Origin of the sequence: Marinicella meishanensis (assembly GCF_019931145.1) — a bacterium.
In the GTDB taxonomy this organism is placed as follows: Bacteria; Pseudomonadota; Gammaproteobacteria; order Xanthomonadales; family Marinicellaceae; genus Marinicella; species Marinicella meishanensis.
Map to the genome: position 1 here is coordinate 141898 of NZ_JAIOUV010000004.1, position 25566 is coordinate 167463.

26 protein-coding genes and 1 tRNA gene are annotated in these 25566 nt (G+C 52.7%); 11 read left to right on the plus strand and 16 right to left on the minus strand.

What is annotated here, in order from left to right; translation table 11 throughout:
- Positions 1-3: 3 nt before the first annotated feature.
- From nusA to K7G70_RS07820, 5 genes are all read right to left on the minus strand, one after another.
- Positions 4-1485, minus strand: coding sequence for a transcription termination factor NusA (gene nusA / locus K7G70_RS07800; protein WP_223788060.1), 1482 nt, complete (start codon positions 1483-1485; stop codon positions 4-6).
- Entirely contained in the window at positions 1482-1946 is a 465-nt protein-coding gene (gene rimP / locus K7G70_RS07805; protein WP_223788061.1) for a ribosome maturation factor RimP, read from the minus strand. Before rimP ends, nusA begins: the two co-directional genes overlap by 4 nt.
- A gap of 151 nt (positions 1947-2097) precedes the next feature.
- A tRNA-Met gene (locus K7G70_RS07810) sits at positions 2098-2174 on the minus strand.
- Between the two features lie 105 nt (positions 2175-2279).
- The gene (locus K7G70_RS07815; RefSeq protein ID WP_223788062.1) at positions 2280-3545 is read right to left on the minus strand and encodes a cation:proton antiporter; all 1266 of its coding nucleotides are present in this window, start codon (positions 3543-3545) and stop codon (positions 2280-2282) included.
- A gap of 141 nt (positions 3546-3686) precedes the next feature.
- Positions 3687-6725 carry a TonB-dependent receptor gene (locus tag K7G70_RS07820; RefSeq protein ID WP_223788063.1) on the minus strand — a complete coding sequence of 1013 codons (3039 nt, stop codon included), beginning with the start codon at positions 6723-6725 and terminating at the stop codon, positions 3687-3689.
- Positions 6726-6920: 195 nt separating this feature from the next.
- On the opposite strand from K7G70_RS07820, the gene K7G70_RS07825 reads away from it, so the two are divergent.
- Together K7G70_RS07825 and K7G70_RS07830 are read left to right on the plus strand one after the other, a co-directional pair.
- Positions 6921-8264 carry an alkaline phosphatase D family protein gene (locus K7G70_RS07825; protein ID WP_223788064.1) on the plus strand — a complete coding sequence of 448 codons (1344 nt, stop codon included), beginning with the start codon at positions 6921-6923 and terminating at the stop codon, positions 8262-8264.
- An 18-nt stretch (positions 8265-8282) separates the two neighbouring features.
- Positions 8283-9809 (plus strand): sensor histidine kinase, encoded by a 1527-nt coding sequence (locus K7G70_RS07830; RefSeq protein ID WP_223788065.1) that lies wholly within the window; start codon positions 8283-8285, stop codon positions 9807-9809.
- 5 nt (positions 9810-9814) lie between these two features.
- Here the strand turns inward: K7G70_RS07830 and K7G70_RS07835 are convergent, their stop codons facing one another.
- The 4 genes from K7G70_RS07835 to K7G70_RS07850 all read right to left on the minus strand — a co-directional run bounded on the left by K7G70_RS07835 (position 9815) and on the right by K7G70_RS07850 (position 15310).
- Positions 9815-12202: an FG-GAP repeat protein gene (locus K7G70_RS07835; RefSeq protein ID WP_223788066.1), complete on the minus strand. Its 2388-nt coding sequence runs from the start codon at positions 12200-12202 to the stop codon at positions 9815-9817.
- Between the two features lie 233 nt (positions 12203-12435).
- Complete coding sequence (locus K7G70_RS07840; protein WP_223788067.1) at positions 12436-13869, minus strand: NAD(P)(+) transhydrogenase (Re/Si-specific) subunit beta; 1434 nt, start codon at positions 13867-13869, stop codon at positions 12436-12438.
- Positions 13866-14177 carry an NAD(P) transhydrogenase subunit alpha part 2 gene (locus tag K7G70_RS07845; RefSeq protein ID WP_223788068.1) on the minus strand — a complete coding sequence of 104 codons (312 nt, stop codon included), beginning with the start codon at positions 14175-14177 and terminating at the stop codon, positions 13866-13868. The genes K7G70_RS07840 and K7G70_RS07845 overlap by 4 nt, the downstream gene beginning before the upstream one ends.
- Complete coding sequence (locus tag K7G70_RS07850) at positions 14174-15310, minus strand: Re/Si-specific NAD(P)(+) transhydrogenase subunit alpha (RefSeq protein ID WP_223788069.1); 1137 nt, start codon at positions 15308-15310, stop codon at positions 14174-14176. The genes K7G70_RS07845 and K7G70_RS07850 overlap by 4 nt, the downstream gene beginning before the upstream one ends.
- A gap of 192 nt (positions 15311-15502) precedes the next feature.
- Between K7G70_RS07850 and K7G70_RS07855 the strand changes: the two genes are divergently transcribed.
- From K7G70_RS07855 to K7G70_RS07865, 3 genes are all read left to right on the plus strand, one after another.
- Positions 15503-15706 carry a hypothetical protein gene (locus K7G70_RS07855; protein WP_431310020.1) on the plus strand — a complete coding sequence of 68 codons (204 nt, stop codon included), beginning with the start codon at positions 15503-15505 and terminating at the stop codon, positions 15704-15706.
- Positions 15707-15815: 109 nt separating this feature from the next.
- Entirely contained in the window at positions 15816-16520 is a 705-nt protein-coding gene (locus tag K7G70_RS07860; protein WP_223788070.1) for a hypothetical protein, read from the plus strand.
- A 61-nt stretch (positions 16521-16581) separates the two neighbouring features.
- The gene (locus K7G70_RS07865; RefSeq protein ID WP_223788071.1) at positions 16582-17058 is read left to right on the plus strand and encodes a nucleoside deaminase; all 477 of its coding nucleotides are present in this window, start codon (positions 16582-16584) and stop codon (positions 17056-17058) included.
- A 19-nt stretch (positions 17059-17077) separates the two neighbouring features.
- On the opposite strand, the gene K7G70_RS07870 is transcribed toward K7G70_RS07865, so the two are convergent.
- From K7G70_RS07870 to K7G70_RS07885, 4 genes are read right to left on the minus strand one after another with little or no spacing between them, the layout of a single operon-like run.
- On the minus strand, positions 17078-17377 hold the full coding sequence (locus K7G70_RS07870; RefSeq protein WP_223788072.1) for a DUF6958 family protein: 300 nt from the start codon (positions 17375-17377) through the stop codon (positions 17078-17080).
- Positions 17378-17399: 22 nt separating this feature from the next.
- Positions 17400-17759 (minus strand): hypothetical protein, encoded by a 360-nt coding sequence (locus tag K7G70_RS07875; RefSeq protein WP_223788073.1) that lies wholly within the window; start codon positions 17757-17759, stop codon positions 17400-17402.
- A 27-nt stretch (positions 17760-17786) separates the two neighbouring features.
- Positions 17787-18230, minus strand: coding sequence for a DUF4124 domain-containing protein (locus K7G70_RS07880; protein WP_223788074.1), 444 nt, complete (start codon positions 18228-18230; stop codon positions 17787-17789).
- 57 nt (positions 18231-18287) lie between these two features.
- Positions 18288-18785, minus strand: coding sequence for a GFA family protein (locus tag K7G70_RS07885; protein WP_223788075.1), 498 nt, complete (start codon positions 18783-18785; stop codon positions 18288-18290).
- Positions 18786-18920: 135 nt separating this feature from the next.
- On the opposite strand from K7G70_RS07885, the gene K7G70_RS07890 reads away from it, so the two are divergent.
- The 6 genes from K7G70_RS07890 to K7G70_RS07915 all read left to right on the plus strand — a co-directional run bounded on the left by K7G70_RS07890 (position 18921) and on the right by K7G70_RS07915 (position 23718).
- The gene (locus K7G70_RS07890) at positions 18921-19502 is read left to right on the plus strand and encodes a nitroreductase family protein (RefSeq protein WP_223788076.1); all 582 of its coding nucleotides are present in this window, start codon (positions 18921-18923) and stop codon (positions 19500-19502) included.
- The gene (gene tsaD, locus K7G70_RS07895) at positions 19499-20530 is read left to right on the plus strand and encodes a tRNA (adenosine(37)-N6)-threonylcarbamoyltransferase complex transferase subunit TsaD (RefSeq protein ID WP_223788077.1); all 1032 of its coding nucleotides are present in this window, start codon (positions 19499-19501) and stop codon (positions 20528-20530) included. Before K7G70_RS07890 ends, tsaD begins: the two co-directional genes overlap by 4 nt.
- A gap of 381 nt (positions 20531-20911) precedes the next feature.
- On the plus strand, positions 20912-21427 hold the full coding sequence (locus K7G70_RS07900) for a cupin domain-containing protein (RefSeq protein ID WP_223788078.1): 516 nt from the start codon (positions 20912-20914) through the stop codon (positions 21425-21427).
- 107 nt (positions 21428-21534) lie between these two features.
- Positions 21535-21906 carry a PadR family transcriptional regulator gene (locus K7G70_RS07905; protein ID WP_223788079.1) on the plus strand — a complete coding sequence of 124 codons (372 nt, stop codon included), beginning with the start codon at positions 21535-21537 and terminating at the stop codon, positions 21904-21906.
- Positions 21907-21913: 7 nt separating this feature from the next.
- Positions 21914-22471 carry an HAAS signaling domain-containing protein gene (locus tag K7G70_RS07910; protein WP_223788080.1) on the plus strand — a complete coding sequence of 186 codons (558 nt, stop codon included), beginning with the start codon at positions 21914-21916 and terminating at the stop codon, positions 22469-22471.
- A gap of 77 nt (positions 22472-22548) precedes the next feature.
- The gene (locus K7G70_RS07915) at positions 22549-23718 is read left to right on the plus strand and encodes a metallophosphoesterase (RefSeq protein ID WP_223788081.1); all 1170 of its coding nucleotides are present in this window, start codon (positions 22549-22551) and stop codon (positions 23716-23718) included.
- A gap of 36 nt (positions 23719-23754) precedes the next feature.
- On the opposite strand, the gene K7G70_RS07920 is transcribed toward K7G70_RS07915, so the two are convergent.
- The 3 genes from K7G70_RS07920 to K7G70_RS07930 all read right to left on the minus strand — a co-directional run bounded on the left by K7G70_RS07920 (position 23755) and on the right by K7G70_RS07930 (position 25279).
- Positions 23755-24000 (minus strand): hypothetical protein, encoded by a 246-nt coding sequence (locus K7G70_RS07920; RefSeq protein WP_223788082.1) that lies wholly within the window; start codon positions 23998-24000, stop codon positions 23755-23757.
- Positions 24001-24094: 94 nt separating this feature from the next.
- The gene (locus K7G70_RS07925) at positions 24095-24907 is read right to left on the minus strand and encodes an ATP-grasp domain-containing protein (RefSeq protein WP_223788083.1); all 813 of its coding nucleotides are present in this window, start codon (positions 24905-24907) and stop codon (positions 24095-24097) included.
- 24 nt (positions 24908-24931) lie between these two features.
- Positions 24932-25279 carry a VOC family protein gene (locus K7G70_RS07930; RefSeq protein WP_223788084.1) on the minus strand — a complete coding sequence of 116 codons (348 nt, stop codon included), beginning with the start codon at positions 25277-25279 and terminating at the stop codon, positions 24932-24934.
- Positions 25280-25566 lie beyond the last annotated feature (287 nt).

Consider the following 25566-nt stretch of genomic DNA (forward strand, 5'->3'; position numbering starts at 1 on the left):
GTTTTATTCGAACCAATGTTTTCTGGCTTCCATGATCAACGCCGAAGCATCTTCTTCATCCATTTCGACCAAGTCCACCAACTCATCGGTGGCCAGATCAGCCAGGTCATCACGGGTTCTGATGCCTTGCTCTGCCAATGTGTACGCTAATTTATCATTCATCAGCTCCAAACCCAACATGTCATCGGCGGGTTTTTTGTCTTCCAGCTTCTCTTCATTGGCAATCATTTGGGTCAGCAACGCGTCGCGGGCCCGGCCACGCAACTCTTCCACCAACTCCTCATCAAAACCTTCGATGTTGAGCAACTCAGACTCATCCACATAAGCAATTTCTTCAATCGATGAAAAGCCTTCCTGCACCAGCAGGATGGCCATGTCTTCATCGACATCCAATTTTTCTTCGTATTCTTTGACGAACTCCATCGCCTCGGCTTCGTTCTTCTCTTCGGCTTGCGCGGTGGTCAGGACATTGATTTCCCAACCGGTCAGTTCACTGGCCAAGCGCACGTTTTGGCCGCCCCGGCCAATCGCTTGCGACAATTGGGATTCGGCCACGGCCACATCAATGGTGTTCTTTTCCTCATCCACCACAATCGACTCAATTTCAGCCGGTGACATGGCGTTGATGATGAACTGTGCGGTGTTCTCATCCCACAAGATGATGTCAATGCGCTCACCACCCAATTCATTGGCCACCGACATCACGCGGGAACCACGCATGCCGACACAAGCGCCGATGGGGTCCAGTTTGCGGTCGTGAGAGAACACGGCAATCTTGGCCCGGTGACCCGGGTCACGGGCGGCACCCTTGATTTCCAGGAAACCCTGAGAAATTTCAGGCACTTCCACTTTGAACAATTCAATCATGAATTCCGGCGATTTGCGCGACAAGGTCAAAATCGGTCCGCGGTTCAAACGGTTGACTTCCACCAACAAGCCTTTGAGGCGGTCACCGCGTTTCACTTTTTCGCGGGGGATGCCATATTCACGGGGCACGATGGCTTCGATGCCGCTGCCCACATCAATGAATACATGGCCACGTTCGACCCGCTTGACGATGCCTGAAAGCACCTCACCCACGCGGTCTTCAAACATTTCCACCACTTGCTCACGTTCGGCTTCACGCACTTTTTGCAAGATCACTTGTTTGGCCGTTTGTGCCGCGATGCGGCCGAATTCCACCGACTCCATTTGTTCTTCAATGACGTCACCAAGTTCCAGTTCAGGATCTTCTTTATGGGCCATTTCCAAGGTCAGTTGGCGGTCTTCTGATTCAAATTCCTCGTCTTCCACCACAGTCCAACGACGGTAAGAATCGTATTCACCGGTGGTGCGATCGATGTCTACCCGCACGTCCATGTCTTTCATGTGCTTTTTGCGGGTGGCCGAAGCCAAAGCCAGTTCAATGGCCTCAAAAATCACGTCTCGACTGACGCCTTTCTCGTTAGACAAGGCTTCTGCCACATACAGAATTTCTCTACTCATTTCTTCACTCCAGCCGTGGTTGGTTTCAACCGTGCTTTCATAACATTACTCATTGCAAAACCATATTCAGTGACTTCATTGGCCACCACAATTTCATCGGCACTGACCGATTGTATGATGCCTTTGATGTTGCGGGCACCAGCCACCGGTTGGGCCAGCTTGACCTGCACCTTTTCACCGATGTATTGGGCATATTGATCCCGTGTGAACAACACCCGGTCAATGCCCGGTGAGGACACTTCCAACACATAGGCACTTTTGATGGGGTCTTCCACTTCCAACAAGCCAGAAATTTCGTGGCTGCAGGTGGCACAATCATCGACCCCCACCCCTTGCTCGTGATCAATGTACACGCGCAAGATGGCATTGTTCTTTTGTGGCAGGTATTCCAGCCCCCAAAAAACAAATCCCAGGTCTTCGATCACCGGTTGGATCAATTCTGTTAACTGTTGTTCTTTCATCCAGTTTACTGTGGTGTTGGTTACGTTGTGATGAACTCAGGGAGGTGAATTGCAGACCGGATTGTCGCCTCACCAATCAATGAAATTCAGCAACAAAAAAGGCTCCACTGGGAGCCTGACTGTTTGATCGTTCTACTGGCGATCATTCAATTGGTTGCGGGGGCAGGATTTGAACCTACGACCTTCGGGTTATGAGCCCGACGAGCTGCCAGACTGCTCCACCCCGCATCATCAAGATGGCATATTCTACTATATATTTTTGTTTTTGCAACCGTTAAACTGTGGAAAGTTGCCATGGTTGTTGCCGCGGTCGCCAGACCTGGCTTGGGTGCCTTATTTTTCAGCCGCTGCAGGCCGGCTGGACTCGGTCTGGTTGGCCATTTGTGCCACCCGTCCGACGGTCAGGCCCTGCACGATGATACTGAACAACACCACCGCATAAGTGGCAGCGATCAAAGGATCGCGATGTGGACCGGGCGGTAAGGACAACACCAGCGCGACTGAGATACCGCCCCTGAGGCCACCCCAAGTGAGTATTTTCACCACGTGTGGTGGGTAGGTGTTTTTCATGCGCAACAAACTGATCGGCAAACCGACGCTGATGAAACGGGCGATGACCACCAACGGAATGATCAACAGGGCACTGTACAAATAGCTGGGCAAAAAGTGAATGATCAACACCTCCATGCCGATCAACAAGAACAACACCGCATTGAGCACCTCATCGACCAACTCCCAAAAGGTGTCCAAGCGCTCCCGGGTCTGCGCACTCATGGCCAGGCGCCGCCCCTGGTTACCGATCATCAAGCCTGCCACCACGATGGCGATGGGGCCGGACAAATGCCAATGCATGGCCAAGGCATAGCCACCGGTGACCATGGCCATGGTGATCAACACCTCAATCTGGTAACTGTCGATTGATTTCAGCATCCAATAACCGGCGTAACCCAACAACAAGCCAAACAAGGCACCACCCACCGCTTCTTGCAAAAACAACAAGCCAACGCCCGACACAGTGGCTTCAGACTGGCCCGTGGCGACGCCCAATACCGCGATGAACAACACCACCGCCACGCCGTCATTGAATAAGGATTCGCCGGTGATTTTGACTTCAATGGCTTTGGGGGCGCCGACTTTTTTCAGGATGCCCATCACGGCAATCGGATCGGTCGGCGAAATCAACACGCCAAACACCAAACAATAGATATAAGGAATGTCGATGCCAAACAACTGGAACACGTAATAGCTGACCACGCTGACAATCACCGAAGACATGATCACACCCAAAGTGGCCAGGGTGGCGATGGTGTCTTTCATGGCCGCCAAGCGGTTCAAGTTGACATGCAAGGCGCCGGCAAACAACAGAAAGCTGAGCATGCCCTTCATCACCGTGTCATCGAACTCCACCTGCGCCAGCATCGCTTCGGCCTGGTCCGAGTCAACCCAGCCCAATTGATTCAACAACAACAAAAACAAGGACATCACCAAACCAATCAACATGATACCAATGCCATTGGGCAAGCCCACAAAGCGGTGGTTGAAGTAGGCGAACACAGCCGCCAGAGACAGCAGAATGGCAATCAGGTCATATAAGCTCATGGGTCCTTAGGGTACAGTGATTGGGAACCGCCATTGTAACTCAGGCCAGGGCCTGTTTTTTTATCGGCCCTCAAATTTCGGACACAAAAAAAGGGTGACCCGAAAGCCACCCTTGGTTTTAAGACATGATGTCTTGCTGGTTTACCAATCCAAACGGAAACCAACTTGTGCACGCCACTGTGAAGCAAAGCGGTTGGTGCTGAAGCGGGTTGGACCATTCCAATCCAATTCATACACACCGTCTTCCAGTGAGTTCAAACGGTACACGTCATCGCCGTCGAAACCAGCGGTCAGGATTTGACCCCAGTCGCTGTCCAGCAAGTTACCCAAGTTCTTGACGTTGAAGAACAAGGTGGCGCGAACCGGACCCCATGCGGGCAGCTCTTGTGACACGTTCAAGTCCACGGTGTTGATGCGCGGGGCTTTGAAGGCGTTGCGAGGTGCCACACGGCCACGGTACTGGGCCAATCCAGAAGAGCGCAAGAAGGCTTCGAACTCAGCTTGCTCGCTGGGATCAGACAGCACATACTCATCAGGCATGGGCACGTATACCAGATCGTTGTCACGAATGCCGTCACCATTCACGTCATTGCTGTAGGTGTATGAGAATGGCTCACCGTCTTGAGAGATCCACACCAGACCGATGGTGGTGTAGTTGTCACCAAAGAACATGTTTTGGTATGTGGTGGTGAACACAAACGCGTTTTCAACCTCATAGGCCGAGGTGGCAGCCATGGCTTGGTTGGGATTGAAGGCCGGGGTGTTGTTCCAGTTAGATATGGCTCGCGAAGAAGTACCGGCCGAGGCTTCGGTGGCATCGGTGAAGGTGTACGACGCTTTGGCATACCAGTGCTCGGTTTGCGGCAATTCCAAACTCACGGTGGCCCGTTTGGTGTCACCTTTGGAGGTGTTGGTCAGGTAGATCACGTCATTGAAGTCAGGGTTGGCATTGGCACGTCTGCCTGAAAAATTCAATGGATCTTCGTAATAAGACAAGCGACCATCAGGCAAGGTGCCTGTGGGGTCACCCAGATTCAGGTGTTGGTAATCAATGGCGTCTTGCGCTTTGATGTATTCCAATTCAACCGAACCGATCAAACCGTACCAAGGCAACTCGGCGTCCACGGCGATGTTGGATTTCAACACGGTGGGGATCACGAAATCAGGATCCAACACGTCCACATTTTGTCTGGAAGAACCTTCCAAAATTGGTTGGTTGTTGGGATCCAAGGTGAACAGCATGCCGTCTTCGATGCCATTGGAACTGTAGAAAGTCAAATCACCACCAGTGTTGGTGAATGAGTTAGACAGCCACACATTCGGGGTACCACCAGTGAACACACCGACACCACCACGCAATTGCATGTAACGCTCGTCAGACATGTCGTAGTTGAAACCCAAACGGGGTTGGATGGTGCCTTCGCTGACGGTGCTGTTGTTGGCAAAGCCGTAAGCGTCAACAAAATCTTGATTCAAACGCGGCTTGCTGCCGGCATCTGGTTTGTCAAAGCGCAAACCGTATTGCAAGGTCAAGCGGTCATTAACCGTCCAGTTGTCTTGAATGAACAAACCCAGGTTTTCCCAAGACCAATTGGCTTCAGGGCGAGGCACGTTGGTACCGCGGTTGTACTCATAACGAGAGTGAATGCCATTGGCAAAATCTTCGATGCTGTCAAACTCGTACAAACCCAAAGCTTGGGAGATGAACAGATTGCGGATGTCTTGCTCGCGCCAGTCCACACCAAAAGTCAGGTTGTGGTCACCCAAGAAGTAGTTACCTTCCAGGTAGATGTTGTCGGTCACCACGTTCAACTCATTGGCGTGACGGAACTCTTCGGTACCGAACCACACCGACTGACCCCCACCCACTTGCACTTCAACTGAAGGCAGCAATGAATTCAAATCAGGGATTTTGTCAAATTCTGAATTGGAAATGCGCAACTCGGTCGAGAAGTTGGCCGTCCAGTCAGAATACAAGTTCAAGTTGTATGATTTATTCTCCCAATTATTGGTATACCAATGAGAACTCAACGAAATTTCACCACCACCATAGTTAGGAAAAATGGGTTGGGCATCTTCGTTGTTTTGGTACTTGAAAGAAGCCCGGTGGTAATCGTTGATGTTCCAATCCAATTTAACCACGATCGACTCTTCTTCGGTGACCAGGTCAGACGGGGCATTGAAACCACCGACGTCAACACCGTAGACATTAGCCGCGATGTCAGCAACTTGTTGGGCCAAAGCGGTGTCAACACCCGAGGTGTTGTTCAAACGGGTTTGCTCTTCTTTTTCATATGACACGAAGAAAAACAAACGGTCTTTGATGATCGGGCCACCAGCGCTCAAAGAATACACTTCACGGGTGAAATCCGCATCATCACGTTGCAAGTCATCATTGGAGTAATAAAACGCCACCCGACCAGAAAATTCATTGGTACCTGATTTGGTGATCGCGTTGATGTTGGCGCCGGTGAAGTTAGACAGGGTCACGTCGTATGGTGACAACTGCACGTTCAATTCTTGGATGGTGTCCAGTGAGAAGGGTTGAGAGATGCCTGGAGTTCCAGCAGCTTCTAAACCAAATGGGTCGCCAATGCCCACACCATCAATCGAGATGTTGTTGAAGCGGCTGTTCACACCAGAAACCGAGATGCCATCACCAAAACTACGGATGTTGACTCGAGAATCCAAACGCACGTAATCTTGGATGTTGCGATCAACGGTAGGTAAGTTGGTGATCTGCTCTTGAGAAACGCTGGTGCCGGCACCCATGTTGTCTGGGTTAAAGGTGGCTGATTGAGGCGCCACTCCGACCGCAGTCACGTTACCCAAGTCAACGGCATCGGCCACCAGAATGGCGTCGATGGTGCGGTCTTCACCCAGTTTGATGAAGATGTTGCCTTCTTCAGAATCTGAGTAACCACTGGCGCGCACTTCGATGTTGTATGGGCCGCCAACGCGCAATCCGCGCGCAGAATAACGGCCTGATTCATTGGTGGTCAATGTTTTGACTTGACCAGTCGGCTCGTGCGTCACGATTACGGTGGCGCCAGACAACACACTGCCTTCTGAGTCAACAATGGTACCGTTGATCGATGACGCTGTTTCCTGAGCCAATGACACACCCCATGGCAGCACGGCGAGTAACAACACCGCGACCATCCACTTCACTTGTTTCATATTTCTCATTGCAAAAACCTATTTAAATAAACATAATGACTTGCATAGACGCAGACACACCATTAAAACGAACGTTTGATGTAAATAACGCGCAATTTAAGTCTCTCTGAAAAAATCCACTTCGTATTTTCTCACATGAAGGCGCATGGTAAAAGTGTTTTGTGAAGATTCCGTTAAAATGTGTAATATATCGACATGAAGAATTGGCTGTTTTTTGGCTTACTGATCCTCCCTCAATTCACCCTGGCCAAGTCCATTGTGGCCGGCCCCATGCTGGGCCATGTGTCTCTCAGGGGCGCCAATGTTTGGGTCCAGTCTGAGCACCCAGGCACCGTGTCCATCACGTATTGGCCAGCGGATCAGCCCCGCGCCAAACAAAGCCTGAGCGCCCAAGTCAATGCCGCCATGGGCAACACCCACACCTTTCACTTGACCCGCCTGGAACCCGACACCACTTACCAATACCGCTTGACCGTGAATGGCAAAAAAGTGCGCCGCCAGCAGCCCTATCAATTCACCACCCAAACCCTGTGGCAATGGCGCTTTGATCCACCTGATTTTTCGGTGTTGGCCGGCTCTTGTAATTTCGTCAATGAAACCGTGTATGACCGCCCCGGCACCCCCTATGGCAGCGGGCATGAAGCGATGTTTGGCCAGATGGCCACTGAGGATGCCGAAGTGATGTTGTGGATCGGTGACAATTGGTATTACCATGAAGTCGATTACGACAATGCCAACAGCTTGTTGTACCGGGTGATGTATGACCGCAAGCAACCATTCCTGCAACCGCTGTATCACAAATTCGCCAATTACGCGACTTGGGATGACCATGATTTCGGACCCAACAATTCTGGTCGTGAATTCATCTTCAAAGACCAGGCCTTGGAAATCTTCAAAAATTATTGGGCCAATCCCAGTTATGGCATGCCGGAAGAAAAAGGTGTGTTCACCCGGGTCAGTCACAACGACATCGATTTCTTTTTATTGGACAACCGCTACCACAAATCCCATGAAAACATGATCGATGGTCCGGATAAAATCTATTACGGCCAAGCCCAATTGGACTGGCTGAAAAACAGCCTGCTTGCCTCCTATGCGCCGTTTAAAATCATCGTGGGTGGTGGCCAAATGTTGAATGATCACCACGCCTTTGAAGGCTGGGACAAATACCGCCACGAACGCGATCCTTTCCTGGCTTGGTTGGATGAGCAAAAAATCCCCGGGGTGATGTTTTTATCTGGCGACAAGCACCACAGTGAGATGTTGCGGGCCGATCGACCCGGCGCTTACCCCTTATATGAAATGACCTGTTCACCGCTGACCGCCGGCACCCACTCATCTAAGTCCGGTGGTGATTTGGACAACCCCCGCCTGGTGCCGGGTTCTTTGGTCAACCACCACAACTACTGCAAGTTCACCTTCACCGGCCCCCGCACCGATCGCAGCCTCAGGATCGACATCATGGGCGCCAACGGTGAACAATACTGGAGCAAGCAAATCAAAAGCAGTGTGTTGAGCTATGCACAAGTGTCCGATTGATGCACTGATACCTGACCCATGATCCGCAATGACGACCAGGAAAAACTGCTGCAGCTGGAGCAAAAGAACCTCCGCTACCTGAACCTGTTCCGCTTGTTTGCCAGCTTGTTTTTCTTCATGCTGTTGAACAATGCCTGGATGGCCAATTTTTACCCGGCCACCGATTTCCATAATTGGACCGAAGCCTTTGTCAACGCCTACCTGGTGTTGTCCCTGGTGTTGATGTTGATCACTTACCTCAGTCGCCAAGCCTGGGTCATTCAAGTCAGCAAACTGGTTTTATTCCTTGATTTGTTTGTGTTGATTTATCTGGCTTATGCCACCTATGGCTTTTCCCAGGGCCTGGCGGTGATTCCGGTACTGGCCATTGGTTCGGCAGCCATTTTGTTCCGCAACGCCTGGTCGATCATGCTGGCCCCAACCACCGCGGTGATCCTGTTGTGGTGGATGCCAGTGATGATGGACTTCAGCCAAATGGAATCGGTGACCAATTCCAGCCGCTTGTTGCATGCTTTGGGCTACTATGTCATCGCCTTGCTGGGTATCCGCCAATCGATCTCCTACACCAGCACCCTACAACTGTACAAAAACCAGCGCCAAACCATCAGTGGCCTGGAGCACATGAATCAGGTGATCATTGAAAAATTGACCAATGGAGTGGTAATTTACCAACAAGATCAAGTGATTTTGCATGCCAACCAAGCGGCCAAAGACCTGCTGGGCCTGGAGGACATCATTTTTTTCCCCGATGAAATCACCGAACACTTGGCCAGCAACAAAGACGGTGCGGTGTATCATGCGCCCAATGGCAAAGACCTGTACCTGCGCAAGGCTTCGGTCACCAATGAGAAAAATTTTGGGGTGTTGTTCATCGAAGACTCCAGCTTTTTGAAGAAAGCTGCGCAACAATTGAATCTGGCCTCTCTGGGTAAAATGTCCAGCTCCATTGCGCATGAAATCCGCAACCCATTGGCGGCCATCAACACCGCTGCTGAATTGTTGACTGAATCGCCCGATTTGAAAGACCAGGACAAGCAAATTTGTGAAATCATCGTCAACCAAACCCAACGGGCCAACAACATCATCGAGGACATCCTGGACATGTCCAAGCGCAAAACCGCCGAACCGGAAACCATCTACATTGCCGACTACCTGGATTTGGCCAAATTGCAATTGATGGACCACGGCATGGCCGAGCCACATCAGGTGCAAATCATTGCCTCACGCGGCATCGCGGTGGATTTCGATCCCGATCACTTCAAACAGGTGGTATGGAACCTGGCATCCAATGCCATCAAGCACGGTAACGACAACCAAATGCAAATGATCCTGCGCGACGGCACCTTGGAATTCCGCAACAACGGCGAACCCTTTGACGACAAAAAACGCGAAAACCTGTTCGAACCCTTCTTCACCACCCACAACCGCGGCACCGGCCTGGGCCTGCACATCTGCCGCCAACTGTGCCATGACAACCACGCCGAGCTGAACTATTTATATGTCAACGGCCAACATGTGTTCCGCATCGAATTTGATTTGATGTGACGTGATCAGTTGTCAAAGCCGTCCTGGCGGATCAAGTCGTGACGATAAACCCGCACCGCGCCAGCGTTGTATCCCCTGAAATCATCACCGGTTGCAGCCACCACCATTTTATCGGCGGATAACAACACCTCACCGGCAAAACCATCGCCGGCAGTGCCATTGGTGGGGGTCAGGGCCATGGCTTCTGACCAGTACGCACCCTGCTTTCGATACAAACGCGCCAGGCCCGTTTCCGTGCCCGCAACCACGGCCCGGGGAGCACCAATCAATGCGTAATCCTGATGCACACTGATGCCCTGCCCAAACCTTGGGAAACCCGTTGTCCCCAGGTCGGGATCCAAACGTTGATGGAATGTCCATTGCTGGCCATCGAACTGGAACACTTCAACCGCATATCTTGAGTCAATGGCTGCATCGAGGTACAAACCAATGAAGACCTCAGAATCAATGGCCCCAATACCGCTCCCAAACGACAATCCGCCTGGATGGCTGGGTAACAAGGTTTGCAGCGGTGTGGTCAAATTGTCCTGGTGGTACACATGCACCGCTCCCACCGAATCATCGGTCAAACCATCATACCGAGCCGTCACAAACAACCAGTCTCCGGCCGTGATCAGTTGCCATCCAAATCCTTGGTAATCGGCATCCCTGGGTGGGGTAATTTTTTGGCTGTGTCGCCACAAGCCTTGTTGCATTTCCAAAAGATACACAGCTCCCGCTCCAACGCCGGCCTCGTTATCCCCAGCAGCGCCCACAAACAGCTTGCCATGACCCAGTGCCAGGGAACGCCCAAAACCTTTGTATTGGGATGGATCGGGCGCTTGAATGCGTCTGGACTGTTGCCATTGATTCCCTTGCTTGGCGAACCAATAGATTGAACCGGCTTCGTAATGGGGGGCTTGATCTTGCAGTGGTGCGCCAACCATGAGCCAGTCATCTTGCAACAAGACCGCGGTGCCAAATTGATCCTGGTCAGCCGCATCATTGGAAAGCAGTTTCTGTTCAGGCCACCACCGACTGCCATCATAGCGGTACACATAGGCCGAGCCTACCCCAAATTTGTCGCCATGATCCTGGTAAGGCGCCCCAAACAAAATGCGGTCTCCATACAAGGCCAAGCTGCTGCCCGCAGACGCCCGGGGCGAACCTTGCCCTCCAGTCAGCTTTTGTGGTTGTACCCAATCATCACCGAAAGATTCAAACACATAAGCAGCGCCGGCATTTTGTCCTTCGTCATCGGCGTCGGTCACACCCATCAGCCAATGGTCATCATTGGCCGCCATGCGCCCACCAAAGTATTCAGTCGCTGGGCTGTTTTCGGCGATCAGTTTCTCAACCAGCTGCCACTGGTTGTTGATCAACCGATATCGACAAGTGGCCCGCCTATTGATGCCATTGACAACCTTCTCACAAGTGCCAACAAAGGCTTCATCATCCCTCACCAGCACAAAAGCCCCAAAGCCAAAGTCATGGATGTTGTCGTCTGGAACCAAGCTTTGATGGTGCACCCAAGACTGACCATCAAAGCGATACACTTCAACTGTGGTCATGCTGAAACCATGGGATTGCCACATGGCCCAGTTTTCTGACAAGCTGAGGTTGACACCAAAAGTGTCGTAATCAACTGGGTTACTTGACTCAATGGTGCCCGATGCGTCCCATGTTGATCCATTCAATTGAAACACATCCACCGATCCACGCCAATTCGGACCCAGGGCTGACACCATCAACTGACCCGCAGACACACCCAAGCTGTGACCATACGACATCAAATCATTTTGTCCTTGTTGATTGAGGGTTTGGCTGTGTTGCCATTGACCACCCTGATTCAGATACACATAAACCGCTTGTTGTTGGCAGGCCGCCACCAACAACATGTTTTCTTGCAAATGGATGGCACAACCGAAATCACCCAACTCCGCTGGTTCTGGCGCCAACAACTGTTGGTGTAACAACCAACGATTGCCCTGTTTGCGGTACAGCATGGCCGCACCGCTGCCCAAGGCTTCACCACTGAATTTGGGGGCACCAATCAATGCCCAATCACCCCACAAAGCCACCGACGCGCCAAACTGGTCATTCGGACTGCCCCCAGCTGGCACCAAAGTCTCGGTTTTTTCCCATGTCACGCCACTGTTCTCAAAAACATAAGCCACACCGGTGTCTGCAGTGTCTTTGGCCCCCACCAACAGGCGGTTGCCATCCAATGCCACGTCATGGCCAAAGCGACTGTCCCGACCTGACATCCCAACGCCACTGGGTAACAAAGTGCCCTCAAATAATTGGTTGGCCAAGACGGGTTGTATCCATGGCGGCAACAGCAAAAGCCAACACAGCGCTAGCTTGGTGATGAAAGTGGGATTGAGGTGGTTGGTTTTTGCAGTCAATTTCATGGGGGGTTAAATTCCTTTTTTTTGGTTGTGGCCTCATGGTAAAAGCTCAATCATTGCCATCAAAGCCCTGCCCTCGTTGCGGACATCGATCAACATATTAAATCAAATAAAATGATTTTGCACTGTTAATGGTCAAACCGATGGGGCCAAATTCGTTCGCATGGATCATCATTGGGTGTGCAAAAAGAATGCCTCAATTGTCGGGACATTCTTTTTGCATCAAAGTGATTAAATCACAGCGCCTTCAAGCCCTGAATCAACTTGGCGATCGCCTCTTGCGCATCGCCATAGAGCATTTTGTTGTGGTCGGCGAAGAACAGGGCGTTTTGGATGCCGGCAAAACCGGTGCCTTTGCCGCGTTTGATGACGATGGAGTTCTTCGCTTCATCGACATTCAGAATCGGCATGCCATAGATCGGGCTTTCCGGGTCGGTTTTGGCCACCGGATTCACCACGTCATTGGCCCCGATCACCAGCGCCACATCGGTTTGGGCGAATTGGCCATTGATGTCTTCCATGTCTTCGATCAGGTCATAGGGCACACCGGCTTCGGCCAACAGCACGTTCATGTGCCCTGGCATGCGACCAGCCACCGGGTGGATGGCGAATTTCACATCGACGCCTTTGTCCAACAACATCTCGGTCATTTCCCACAGTTTGTGCTGCGCTTGGGCCACGGCCATGCCATAACCTGGGATCACGATCACCCGGTCGGCATAAGCCATTTGAATGGCGGCATCCTGCGCCTGGATTTCTTTCATTTCACCTTCAATGGCCTTGCCACCTGAACCGCCCATGGAACCGAACAACACCGAGGCCAGTGAGCGGTTCATGGCTTTGGCCATTTCCTGGGTCAACAAGGTGCCGGCGGCACCCACCAGCATGCCGGCGATGATCATCGCCTCGTTTTGCAGCACGAAACCTTCGAAGGACACGGCCAAACCGGTGAACGCGTTGTACAGCGAAATCACCACCGGCATGTCGGCGCCACCGATCGGCAGGGTCATCAAGATGCCCAACAACAAGGACAGGCCAAAGAAAAACCAAATGTAATTGGCGTTCAGGTCTTGGGTCAGATAGACCCCCAAACCAATGGTGCCCAAAGCCACCAGGCCATTGAAGAAGTGTTGGCCGGGGAACACGTAGCGTTTGTCAATCCAGCCTTGTAATTTGCCAAAGGCGATCAGCGAACCACTGAGGGCAATGGCGCCAATGAATACGCCGGCAATGGCGAACACCATGCTCACCCCTGAAAGGCAATCATGGGCGGTGGCGGTGTCGACGATGGTGCCCGCAGTACAGCCGCCGAGGTGATCGACCGCATTGAACAAGGCCATGGCACCGATGAAGGCCGCAGAGCCACCGCCCATGCCGTTGTACAGGGCCACCATTTGCGGCATGTCGGTCATCGCCACTTTCTTGCCGCTGACCCAAGCCAGCACGGTGGACGAGACCAATGCCGCGATGATCAACACCATGTTGTGCATGTCCGGCAACAAGAAGGTGGCCACGGTGGCAATCAACATGCCCCAGCCAGCCCAGACGATGCCGCCGCGGGCGGTGCCGGGCGCACTCATGCGCCGCAGACCGGTGATGAACAAGATGGCCGCCAAGAAATAGGAGGCTTTGATCAGTGACGGCAGGTAGGCTTGTATGGTTTCCATCATGAGCCTGCTCCATCGTCATCCTGCTTTTTCTGGCGGGGTTTGAACATTTCCAGCATGCGTTCGGTGACCACATAGCCACCGGCGGCATTACCCGCACCGAGGAACACCGCAATGAAACCAAACACCTTTTCCAAAGTGGTGTCGGCATGGCCCAAGGCAATCATGGCACCCACCAGCACGATGCCGTGGATGAAGTTGGATCCTGACATCAATGGGGTGTGCAAGATCACCGGTACTTTGCGGATGATCTCAAAGCCCAGAATCGCTGCCAGGGCAAATATATACAAAGCAATAAAACCGTCAATCATGATTGTTCTCCCGCTGGTTGTGGTTTCACGGCTGGGTGCACCACGGCGCCGTCTTTGGTCACCGCGCAACCGGCCAAAATGTCGTCTTCCCAATTCAAATGAAAGGCCCCTTCATTGTTCATCAAGGCCAATAAATTCCACACATTGCGCGAATACATTTCACTGGCATGCAAGGGCACGGTGGCCGATAAGTTTTTCGGGCCAATGACTTTGACATTGTTGACCACTTTGGTGACCCCGGCTTCGGTGGGTTCGCAGTTGCCGCCACCTTCGGCGCCCAAATCCACGATCACGCTGCCGGCTTTCATGTCATCAACCATGGCCGCAGTGATGATGCGTGGTGCCGGTCGGCCTGGCACCGCGGCGGTGGTGATCAACACATCCACTTCGGTGAGGTGTTTGGCCAGGTTTTGTTGCTGGGTTTGTTTTTCTTCGTCAGTCAAGGCCCGGGCATAACCGCCTTCACCCACGGCTTCGACCCCCAAGTCCAAGAACTTGGCGCCCAGTGATTTGACTTGTTCAACGGTTTCGGGTCGTACGTCATAACCGGTGACATTGGCCCCCAGCCGGCGGGCCGTGGCCATCGCTTGCAAGCCAGCCACCCCGGCACCGATCACCAACACCGAGGCCGGGCGGATGGTGCCCGCGGCGGTGGTCAACATGGGAAAAAATCGCGGCGCCTCTGAGGCCGCCAACAGCACGGCCTTGTAGCCAGCCACCGAAGCTTGTGAAGACAACACATCCATGGCCTGTGCCCGGGTGGTGCGGGGAATCAACTCCATGGAAAAAACGGTGATGCCTTTGCCAGCGGCGGCATCAAAACGGTCTTGATCGGCATAGGGTGAGACCATGCCTATGACCACCGCATCATGTTTCAACTCATCCATGTCAGCCGCGCTCAGCGCATCCACACCAACCAGCACATCAGCGGCATTGAGCACATCGGTGCGGCTTTTGGCCTTTTGGCACATTTCAGGGTAGGCATCGTCAGGAAAACCCGCCGCTTCACCGGCGCCCGGTTCAAACAGGACTTGCCAGCCCAGGTCCAGTATTTTGGCCACCGTTTCTGGCACCAAAGCCACCCTGGACTCGTCATCTCTTTGCTCTTTCACAAAGCCCACTGTTGTCGTCATAGGATCCCACTTGTTTCAAACGTCATCAGTATAGCAAAAGCGGAAATTATTGTGTGGTTTGATTTTTTCGAACGTGGTGTTCAAAAAAAACCATCAAAATCTGGCCTGATCATTCACTGACAATCTCCCACAGAAGACCTATGGTGTGCTTTTTGTCAATGAACTAAAAAACATGAAAAACTGAATCAACCGATGCTTGGTGTGGGGTCGGCCAGTGGCGCCGGGGCCGAAACCCGGGTGGTGATCAGTACGGTGATCTTGTTCGGCTTGATCGGCGCCACCGTGTTCACTTTGTTTGTGGTGCCGATGGCTTACAGTGTGTTGGCCCGCAACACCACTTCACCGGAAACGGTGGCCAAAAACCTGGCACACGAACAAAATTCAGCACCTCGTTGAAATCAATCATGAATTGAGTCAGTCTCACCCATACGCCCACCCACTCATCACGGCGAATGCTGTGTTGGAATTTTTGTTATAATCAACAGAACAACACAGGAGAAAGGGTATGTGTAAACACAGCAAGCTGTATTCAGCCATGGTGCTGGCCGGCATCATTGGGGTCAGCGAAAGCAGAGAAATTTATTACCAAGAAGACTTTTCAGGTGGTGCCATTCCATTTGGCTGGATAACAGACGACTTGTCTGGACAAAATGCCTTCTGGACCTACTGCGCCGATCCGACTACAGGGCAAAGCAATGGTTGCCCACCTCTGTGGGATGACGGATTGAATCAACAAGGGCCATTTGCTTCAAGCTCAGCAAACAATGGATTCATGACACTGGATTCAGACATTTATGGCAATTTACCGCAAAATCATGTCAGCACCTTAACGGCTGGACCTTTTAATTTGAGTGGTGCATCCAGTGTCCACGTTGAATTTCAAGGATTTATTGGGGCGTACACCGTGGTGCCCGCTAATAACGCCGTGTTCCAAGTGAGTAACGATGGCGGCAACAATTGGACCACTTATGCGCCTTACCCGAACTTGACCCTGGGCACGCCAGATCCGCCCAATGTCAGGTGGTCCTATAACCCCACATTCAGCTCTTTTGATGTCAGCGCTGTGGCCGCAGGGCAATCAGGGGTGTTCATGCGTTTTTCATGGACCGGCAATTTTGAGTTCTTATGGAGTGTCGATGACTTTGTGGTTGCCAGCTTACCTGATTTGATTTTCACAGATGGCATGGAAGAACCACCGCCACCCCCTTAATTTCACCATTTATTTGGCGGGTGGGTGTTGCTTTTGCCGCGATTCAACTTATCATAAGGCGATGGACAACACCCACCTGATATTCATGCAGCGCGCCATCGAACTGGCGCGTGAAGGCATGCACAACGGCCATGGCGGCCCCTTTGGCTGCGTGGTGGTCAAAGACAATGAGATCATTGCCGAAGGCTGGAATCGGGTCACCTCGACCAATGACCCCACAGCCCACGCCGAAGTCACGGCGATACGCTTGGCCTGTGACAAATTGGGTTCATTCCAATTGGATGGCTGTGTGATTTACACCTCTTGTGAACCCTGCCCCATGTGCCTGGGTGCCATCTATTGGGCCCGCCCGGAACAAGTGTTCTATGGTTGTGACCGCCAGGATGCGGCCAACATCGCCTTTGACGACCAATTCATCTACGACGAAATCGATGCCCACATCGATGACCGCCAAATCCCTTTCACTCAAATCAATCAGGCCGAAGCGGTGGCGGTGTTCAAAGAATGGCACCAAAAAACCGACAAAACCGAGTATTGAACCCCAGCCGTTGAAGGGCTTATGTCACGCGGTGCCAGCGCAATGGCTTGCAAAATTCTCGGATCACGAAACCTTTGGCTTCCAGATCCAGTTGCACGGTTTTGACCCACCAACCAGCGGTTTGGCCACCTGGAAACAGGTCATCCGGTAAATGCGGTATGACCTGCTGCATGGCTTCTTTTTGGGTCAGTCCCGGTGCTCCGCTCGGCAAAATGGCCAGGTAGGCCGTGCGCATGGCGGTGTATTTGGCCGCATTAACCCGCGTCACCTGACCTGGGACATTGATGTTTTCGACTTCGATTTTGGCTTTCGGGTCCATGGCCTTTGGCTGCTTTATAGCGTCAGGATTGCTGGCGATGAAAGACGACTTGAACATCATCAGCTGGCTTGATCCACAACTGATCGTCTGGCTTCAACACAGCGCTGAACATTTTGCCACTGAGGTCCAGTTGATAAGTCCCATCGGGCTGTTCTTGCCACTGCCCGTGGATCGGATCTCGGGCTTTTTTCCCGGGTTTTTGATCGGTCGCCTCACAACTGCCATCGGCGTTGATGTGGATGGTCAGCAGCTCGCCGTCATGCTGGCCTTGCCACGCACCCACCACCGTCGGCGCTTGCTGACAGGCCACCAAGCCCCAACAACAGAAGAACAGCAACCAAGCTTGTCGCGTTTTCTGATTGTTGGATGGTCGTTGGTTCATACAGCTTGGTCTCATCACCAACCTGAATCAGCTTGATTTTTCACAATCGCGCAGGGCCTGAAAAGTTTGGGCCTTTTGTTGACAAGCCCAAATCTGGGCTTTCACCGGATCCTGCATGTCTTTTTGACATTCGGCCACACCATCAGCCACTGTGCCCGGGTCTTTTAATAGGGCGATCATGGCATCGGCTGCTTGGCCCACGTTTTCTTTTTTGATGTCTATTTCCATCAGGGTCAGGCCATGGCGCACAATGGTTTCACACTCACTGGCACCGGCTGGGCTGTTGCTGACCGAATCGACCGAGCGCTGCATGCCTTTGACCTTCATTTCTTTGGCGTTATTGGCTTGACCCTCGGGCGGCTTGGCCGAGTAATGGGTCACGCCATTTTCATCCACCCATTTGTACACCTGGCTCCAGGCTGAGCCGGCCACAATGAGCAATGCAATGATCCACAAACTGGTTTTATTCATGGCTATTTCTGGTCTAAAAAAAACCGCCATTGTAACCCAATCGGCTACCGGAACAAATCAACCCTTCGATTCCGGCCGACGGTGGCGCCACCAGAATTTGAAAAATGCCCATTGGCTGCGCCAGAATCCATGCAGCTTGGGCCGGTCATCGGTGGCCTCTTGCACCCGCGACTCATAAAACATATGGCCTGACGGCTCAGGCAATGAATCAGTGGCTGGAAACACCCGGACCGGTACCATGGTGAGTTTCGGCATCAGTGGAAAATAAAACTCTTCGATGACGGCTTGTCCGCATTGTTCGCAACAGCCCCGTTGCACATTGGGCGGCCGTTTGTAGGTGCTGAAACGGACCGCATCGGCCGGCGGATTTTGCACCCGGTCTGTGCGGTAAATCAACACATCGGCGTGGCTGGCTTGGTTGTACTTTTGGCAAATACCACAATGACAGACCATGCGAAACAGGGGCAAGCCTTGCACCGTGTACTGGACGTGGCCGCAAGCGCATTGACAGGCATACTCGGCTGCAAGCGGTAATTGTTCTGTTGTGGATGTCATAAAGGGTGATTCATACCAGCGGTTCAACAACTGTTCTACCACGACCCCCAGCAAGACACAAGCACCCAACAGCTGTCCACATTCACAGCCAATCCGATATAATGTTCGCCCATCAAGCACACATTGACTGAGACCATGACTGAATCAGCCCCAAACCAGGTCACCGACTTCATGCTCAAACGCCGTTCGGTGTTGATCAAAAACATGCGCGAGCCTGGACCCAATGCCGATGAATTGGCCACCATTCTGACCATCGCCACGCGGGTACCGGACCACCGCAAACTCGAACCTTGGCGTTTGATGGTGTTGCAAGGTGAGGCCCGCCAGCAGTTCGGCGAGGCTTTGGCGGCAGTCAAAGCCAACAAAGAAGACATGGAGGACATTCAGATCTCCATTGAAAAAGACTGTTTTCTGCGTGCGCCCTTGGTGATTGCCGTGGTCGCCTCTCCGGTCGAACACCGCACCCCCGAAGTGGAACAGATCTTGTCCGCCGGCGCGGTGTGCCAAAACATCAACATCGCTGCCGCCTCATTGGGCTATGCCAGCCAATGGGTCACCGGCTGGTCCTGTTTGGATCCTGAGGCCCAAAAAGCCATGGGCCTGGCCGATCACGAATTCATCGCCGGCTATTTATACATCGGTTCCACTGATGAACAACCGGCCGACCGACAACGGCCTGATTTGGCTGCGGTGGTGAGTCATTGGGAGGCGCCATGAAAATCCTTGGCATCGAATCTTCCTGTGATGAAACCGGTATCGCCATCTATGACACAGAGGCCGGTTTGCTGGCCGATCATTTGTACAGCCAGGTGGAGTTGCATGCCGAATACGGTGGCGTCGTGCCGGAATTGGCTTCGCGTGACCACGTGCGCAAAATCGTCCCGCTGATTCAACAAACCTGTGCCGATGCCGAACTGACTTTGCCTGACATCGATGCGGTGGCTTACACCGCCGGTCCCGGCTTGGTTGGTGCCTTGCTGGTCGGCTCTTGTGTCGGTAAATCGATTGCTTGGGCTTTGGACAAGCCGGCGGTTGAAGTGCATCACATGGAAGGCCATTTGTTGGCACCCTTGTTGGAAGCCGACAAACCGAGCTTCCCATTTTTGTGTTTGTTGGTCTCAGGCGGCCACACCTTGTTGGTGGATGTGCAGGCACTGGGACAATACCAGATCCTGGGCGACACCCTGGATGACGCCGCCGGTGAAGCCTTTGACAAAACTGCCAAAATGCTGGGGCTGCCTTACCCCGGGGGTCGTTACATCGCAGAGTTGGCCGAGCAAGGTGACGACCAACGTTTTAAATTCCCCCGACCGATGATGAACCGACCGGGTCTGGATTTCAGCTTTTCCGGACTCAAAACCCACACCCGGGTTACTTGGGAACAAGCTCGAGAACACTGCACCACAGAAGCTGAAGTGCAACAATTGAAAGCCGACATCGCAGCCAGCTTTCAATTGGCGGTGATCGACACCCTGAGCAAGAAGTGCCTGCGCGGCATCAAACAAACCGGGCACCGACAGCTGGTCATCTCCGGCGGCGTCAGCGCCAACCTGTCGCTGCGTGAAACCTTGGGTCAAATGGGCGCCAAGCACCGGTTCAAATCTTTCTTCCCGTCACTCAAATACTGCACCGACAACGGCGCCATGATTGCGGTGGCTGGTGCCATGCGCTTTATGCACAAAGACGTGCCCCAAGACACCCTGATCAAAGCCCACCCACGCTGGAGTCTGGAAGCCTTGTCATGATGCCAGCCAAAGACCACTGAGCCCGTCGGAGTGCCATAAAACTCGACGAATGTACCTTATATTTCAGGCTTCGACAGGCTCAGCCACCTTGGGTATATTTCATTGATCAAGATCACTGAGCTTGTCGAAGTGCCCAGCCACCTTAATTTAAACTTTCAAAACATGACCATTGAGCCCGTCGAAGCGCCTTAGAACTAGACCAACATTCCCTAAAGTAAAAGGATTCGACAGGCTCAGCCACCTTGGGTATATTTCATTGATTAAGATCACTGAGCTTGTCGAAGTGCCAGTCAAGTTGGGTTTCATTCTGTAACAATGCAACACTGAAGACATCAACGAAAAAAACTTGATCTGTAAAGGCCCTCTGTCCAAAATAGCCACATGAGTTCTTCAGCCAATCACAATGCCGCCTATTGGATCCAGCACCTGGGCTTGCAAGCCCACCCAGAAGGGGGGTATTTCAAAGAAACCCACCGCAGTACCGAACAGATTTCTGTCGCTCATTTGCCGCCACGCTTTAGCCAAGACCACTGCTTCTCGACGGCAATCTACTACTTGTTAGAGGCACCAGATTTCTCTGCCTTTCATCGCATTCAGCAAGATGAGGTCTGGCATTTTTACCAAGGCACCGGTCTCACCATTCAAGTCATCACCACCGAGGGTGAGCACCTGCGTTTGCAGCTGGGCCCAGACCCCGAGCAAGGGCAAGCCTGGCAACAAGTGGTCAAGGCCGGCGATTGGTTTGCCGCCACCGTCGATGACCCCAAAGGCTATGCCCTGGTCGGTTGCACCGTGGCCCCGGGTTTTGAGTTTGCCGATTTTGAGCTGGCCGATGGCCAGGCCTTGGCAAAACAGCACCCCCAGCATAACAACCTGATCCAACAACTGACCCGATAAGTCAACAAAAACCGCACTCAGTTTTACTATTTTTATCTTTATACCTTGCATTACATAGTATCATGCATTATATTGTTACCTATCATGACATCATATAGGTTTATGGTATGAGCAAAACTTCCAACCCGCATGAAAAATGGGACAGCCAGTTGCGCAAGGGCACCTTGGAACTGGTGGTGTTGGCCAGCTTGAATGAACGACAGGTCTATGGCTTGGAGTTGTTGAAATCATTACAACAACTGCCCACCATGCAAATCACCGAGGGCACTTTATACCCCTTGTTGGACCGGTTGAAACGGGAGGGCTTGATTGCCGCCGAGTGGTTTCAGGAAGGTGATTCGAGACCCCGCAAATATTTTCAATTGACCAGCGCCGGCACTGACAAGCTGGCCTTGCTGGCCGATCGTTGGCGCCAATCGGTGGCCGATCTGGCTTACATCCTGGACCACCCCGGTCCTGAACCCATGTTTGAAGAATGAGGTGAACATGAACATCAGAACTGAACTGCACAACTACTTGTCGTCCTTGAATAAATACCTGGCCCGTTTGCACCATGACGATGCCGCCGAAGTCATCAAGGAAATCGAAAGCCACATCCTCGATGCGGTGGAAGCCCGTGAAGCCAATGGCGAAACGGTGGACATGAAACACATATTGGCTGGCTTTGGCTCGGCCAGGGACTTGGCCAGCCAATACGTTGACCACGTGCTGCAAGGCGCGCCACCGCCCAAAGGTTTCAAAGCCATCCAATCCATCACCCGCGGGGTGACCAAAGGCCTGTGGTATTCGATGGCTTTCTTTGGTTACTTTATGGCCGGCGCTTTGGCTTTGGTCGGATTGGCCAAATTGTTGTTTCCCAATCAAGTCGGGTTGTGGAGTGCGGCACAAGGCCAGTCGGTGGTGATCACCTTCACCGATGCGCGCTTTCCCATGTCCCAAGAAGTCTTGGGCTGGTGGCTGGTGCCCTTGGCCTTGTTGGCCAGCGGCTTGGTGTTCATCCTCACCCGCAAAGTGCTCAAAGCCCTGCGGCACGGCATGCCATAAGCCCTTAACCCACATCACTTTTCATTGAACCCGGCCTGATACCCAGGCCGGCACTCACCACATCACAGGAGGCTGTTATGGGACGTTTGATCCTGCACAACTTAAAACATTTTTTCATCACATTTTTCATCTTGCTGGCGGTGTTGATCGCCCTGGGCATGGCCATTGGCGCCGATGCCCACCTGAACCAAAACCCCTTGGCCTATCACCTGGATGGCGAAGGACCGCATGTGTTTCAACAAGACCATCAGTGGACCGCCCTCACCCTGCGCGGCAACCCTGATGACGGTTTCCACACCGAACAGCAGCGACATGACCTCGATCAGGAATTTGCGGCCAAGGTGTATTTCCCTTTGGACGACCAGCACTTCACCGTCACCATCAACCCGCAGATCCTCACCCCACCGGTCAGCTACCAGGATGACCAGCCCATGCTCGCCATCTCTGACATCGAGGGCGGCTTCAAAGCCTTTCGGGATTTCCTCATCAGTCATCGGGTGATTGATCAGGAATTGAACTGGACCTTTGGTTCTGGCCACCTGGTGCTGGTGGGCGATTTCGTTGACCGCGGCAATTCAGTGACCCAAGTGCTGTGGCTGATCTACAAACTGGAACAGGACGCGGCCGAAGCTGGCGGGCGGGTGCATTACATCATCGGCAACCATGAAATCAAAAACCTGCAAGCCAACTTTCAAGCCGCCGAAGACAAATACCATTACATTGCGGCGATGTTGGGCAAAAGCCAACAACAGTTGTATGGCGAGGAGTCGTTCATCGGGCGCTGGTTGGCCAGTAAAAACAGCATCGAACGAATCAATGGGGTGCTATTCACCCATGGCGGCATCCACCCTGAGATCGCTGATTTCAAGTTGGACCTGACCCAAGTCAACCAAATCATTCGCGACCAATACCGAAAACCCCACTTCACCCGCCGTGATCCAGGCCAATATGACTTCATCACTTCTTCCCACACCGGCCCCGCTTGGTACCGTGGGTATTTCAAGGACGATTTAAGCCAAGCCGAAGTGGAACAGGGGCTGGCGGCTTTTGGCGCCGACGCGGTGGTGGTGGGCCACACCATCCAAAGCGAAGTCAGCAAACTGTATGGGGGCAAGGTTTATGCCATTGACGTCAAACACCCCAAGGACTACTACTTCAGCTTTCCCTTGCGGCGATCCGAAGGCTTGTTGATCGAGGGTGCAGACTTTTATCGTTTGTTGGCGGACGGTGAGCGCCAGTTGCTCTGATGCTCATGTGCCACAGAAAATCTGTGGGTGGCCACCTCAGGCGGCCGCGTTTTGGGCTTTGACCTGCTGCATAAAAGTGGCCATTTGATCACGCAAAGTGGCATCCACCCGTTCAGGCTTGATGTTTAAGATCATCAAGGTCAAAGAGCGGATGTCTTGTGGATCAATGGCTGCTTTTTCTGCCGCTGCCGCAATCTCAGCGGACAAGGCTTTGGGGCAGGTGTCGGAATGGTCGGCACCGGCGGGGTTGGGTGAGTCGATTGAATGACGGACGTTTTTCATGAATGGACCCTCTTTTATGGTTGTTGTTTTGGGCCCATCATAACAACCGCCATCAGGACATTTTTATGCATTGGTTAACAAAATTGAACATTCATCAACCAGTCGCTGATGCCGTTCTCAACATCCATGCCGACACCGCATCAACCACCGCATGGCGGTCACACAGATATAAGTCGGCGCCACTGAATGGGTTCAATTCCAGCAGTTTTAAACCACCGTCGCATTCACAGACATCCAACATAAACAGCGGCTCAGGAGTTGGCAACGCAGCCAACACTTCTGCGGCATAACGGGTCACCTCGTCAGGTATGGGCTCTGCTTTGGCTGCTCGACCTTCGGCTTGGTAGGCCGAACCGGCCACGAGTTGCCCATCCACCACCAAAAAACGCCATTCGGCACCCAATTGTCGCACCGGCGCCACGATGATGGGCAAATGTTCATCCTCGTAATAAAACCCATGGTCCAATGCCGCCAAAGACAATGGCTTGGCTTGCATCACTCGGCCGGCAAACGGCTTCAAGGGACTGTCGGGGCGCACAAAGAAAGGCGCCCCTTCGGGCCACCCTTGCAGCACCGCATGGCTGTCTTCAACCAATTGTTTGACGGTGCTTGATCGCCATTGCTGATTGACCAAGTGTTCTTTAATGCTTGGATACCAAGCACTGCAATGAAAGGCCTGGGTATGACAAAAGGCACCGGGTTGCCATGACAACTGTTGAGCCACATGGTGGGCATTGCCCAAACTGCCATGAAACAATACCACATCATCGGCAAAAGCGGGCATGCCATCAAGCAGCCAGGCATCGTCCCACCAACTCAACCGATGCCCTGCGGCTGCCACGGCAGCGGCCAATTGCTGATGGTTGTCAGGGAATATGTGGGCTTCTAGCACCCAACGCACGGGCATACCAAATCCTCCTAGGGTGTTTGTCTAGGGAATTTTGATGTCGTTGTCGACCATTTCAACCAGGCCCATTTCATTGCCGGCCGGGTCTTTGAACAGGCCCAGTACCACCACACCCTGGACTTCAAAGCGGGGGGCATCCACTTGCCCACCGAGTTGTTCCACTTGTTTGAGGGTGGCGGTGATGTCGGGCACCCCAATATAAAGGCGCTTTTCAGCCGGGTCCTTGCGAAACGCCCCGTTGATCGGTGAGTTGACCTGGATGGACAGTTGGCCTCGATCATCCTTTTCCCAACCAAATAATTGCCGATAAAACTGGGCCAAGGCGATGTCGTCATCACCGGCGATGTCGAAAAACACAATGGGGTTACCCATGCTCAACTCCTATAATTTAAAGTGACTGAATGCCATTTTACACAATCTCCACATCAGTTCACCGAGTACTTCGACACGCTCAGCAAGCCACTGTCCGATTTGACGGATCAGACAGACTTAACAACCCCATGCAAACAACAGGGCTTCGACAAGCTCAGCCACCTTGCAATGCTGTTCTCACATAAGGCCACTGAGCTTGTCGAAGTGCAGCAGCCCCCCGGTCATAAGACAACCACCACCACATCGCACCATTAACCTTTGGTTTAAGGCATTCAACTGCCATCCTT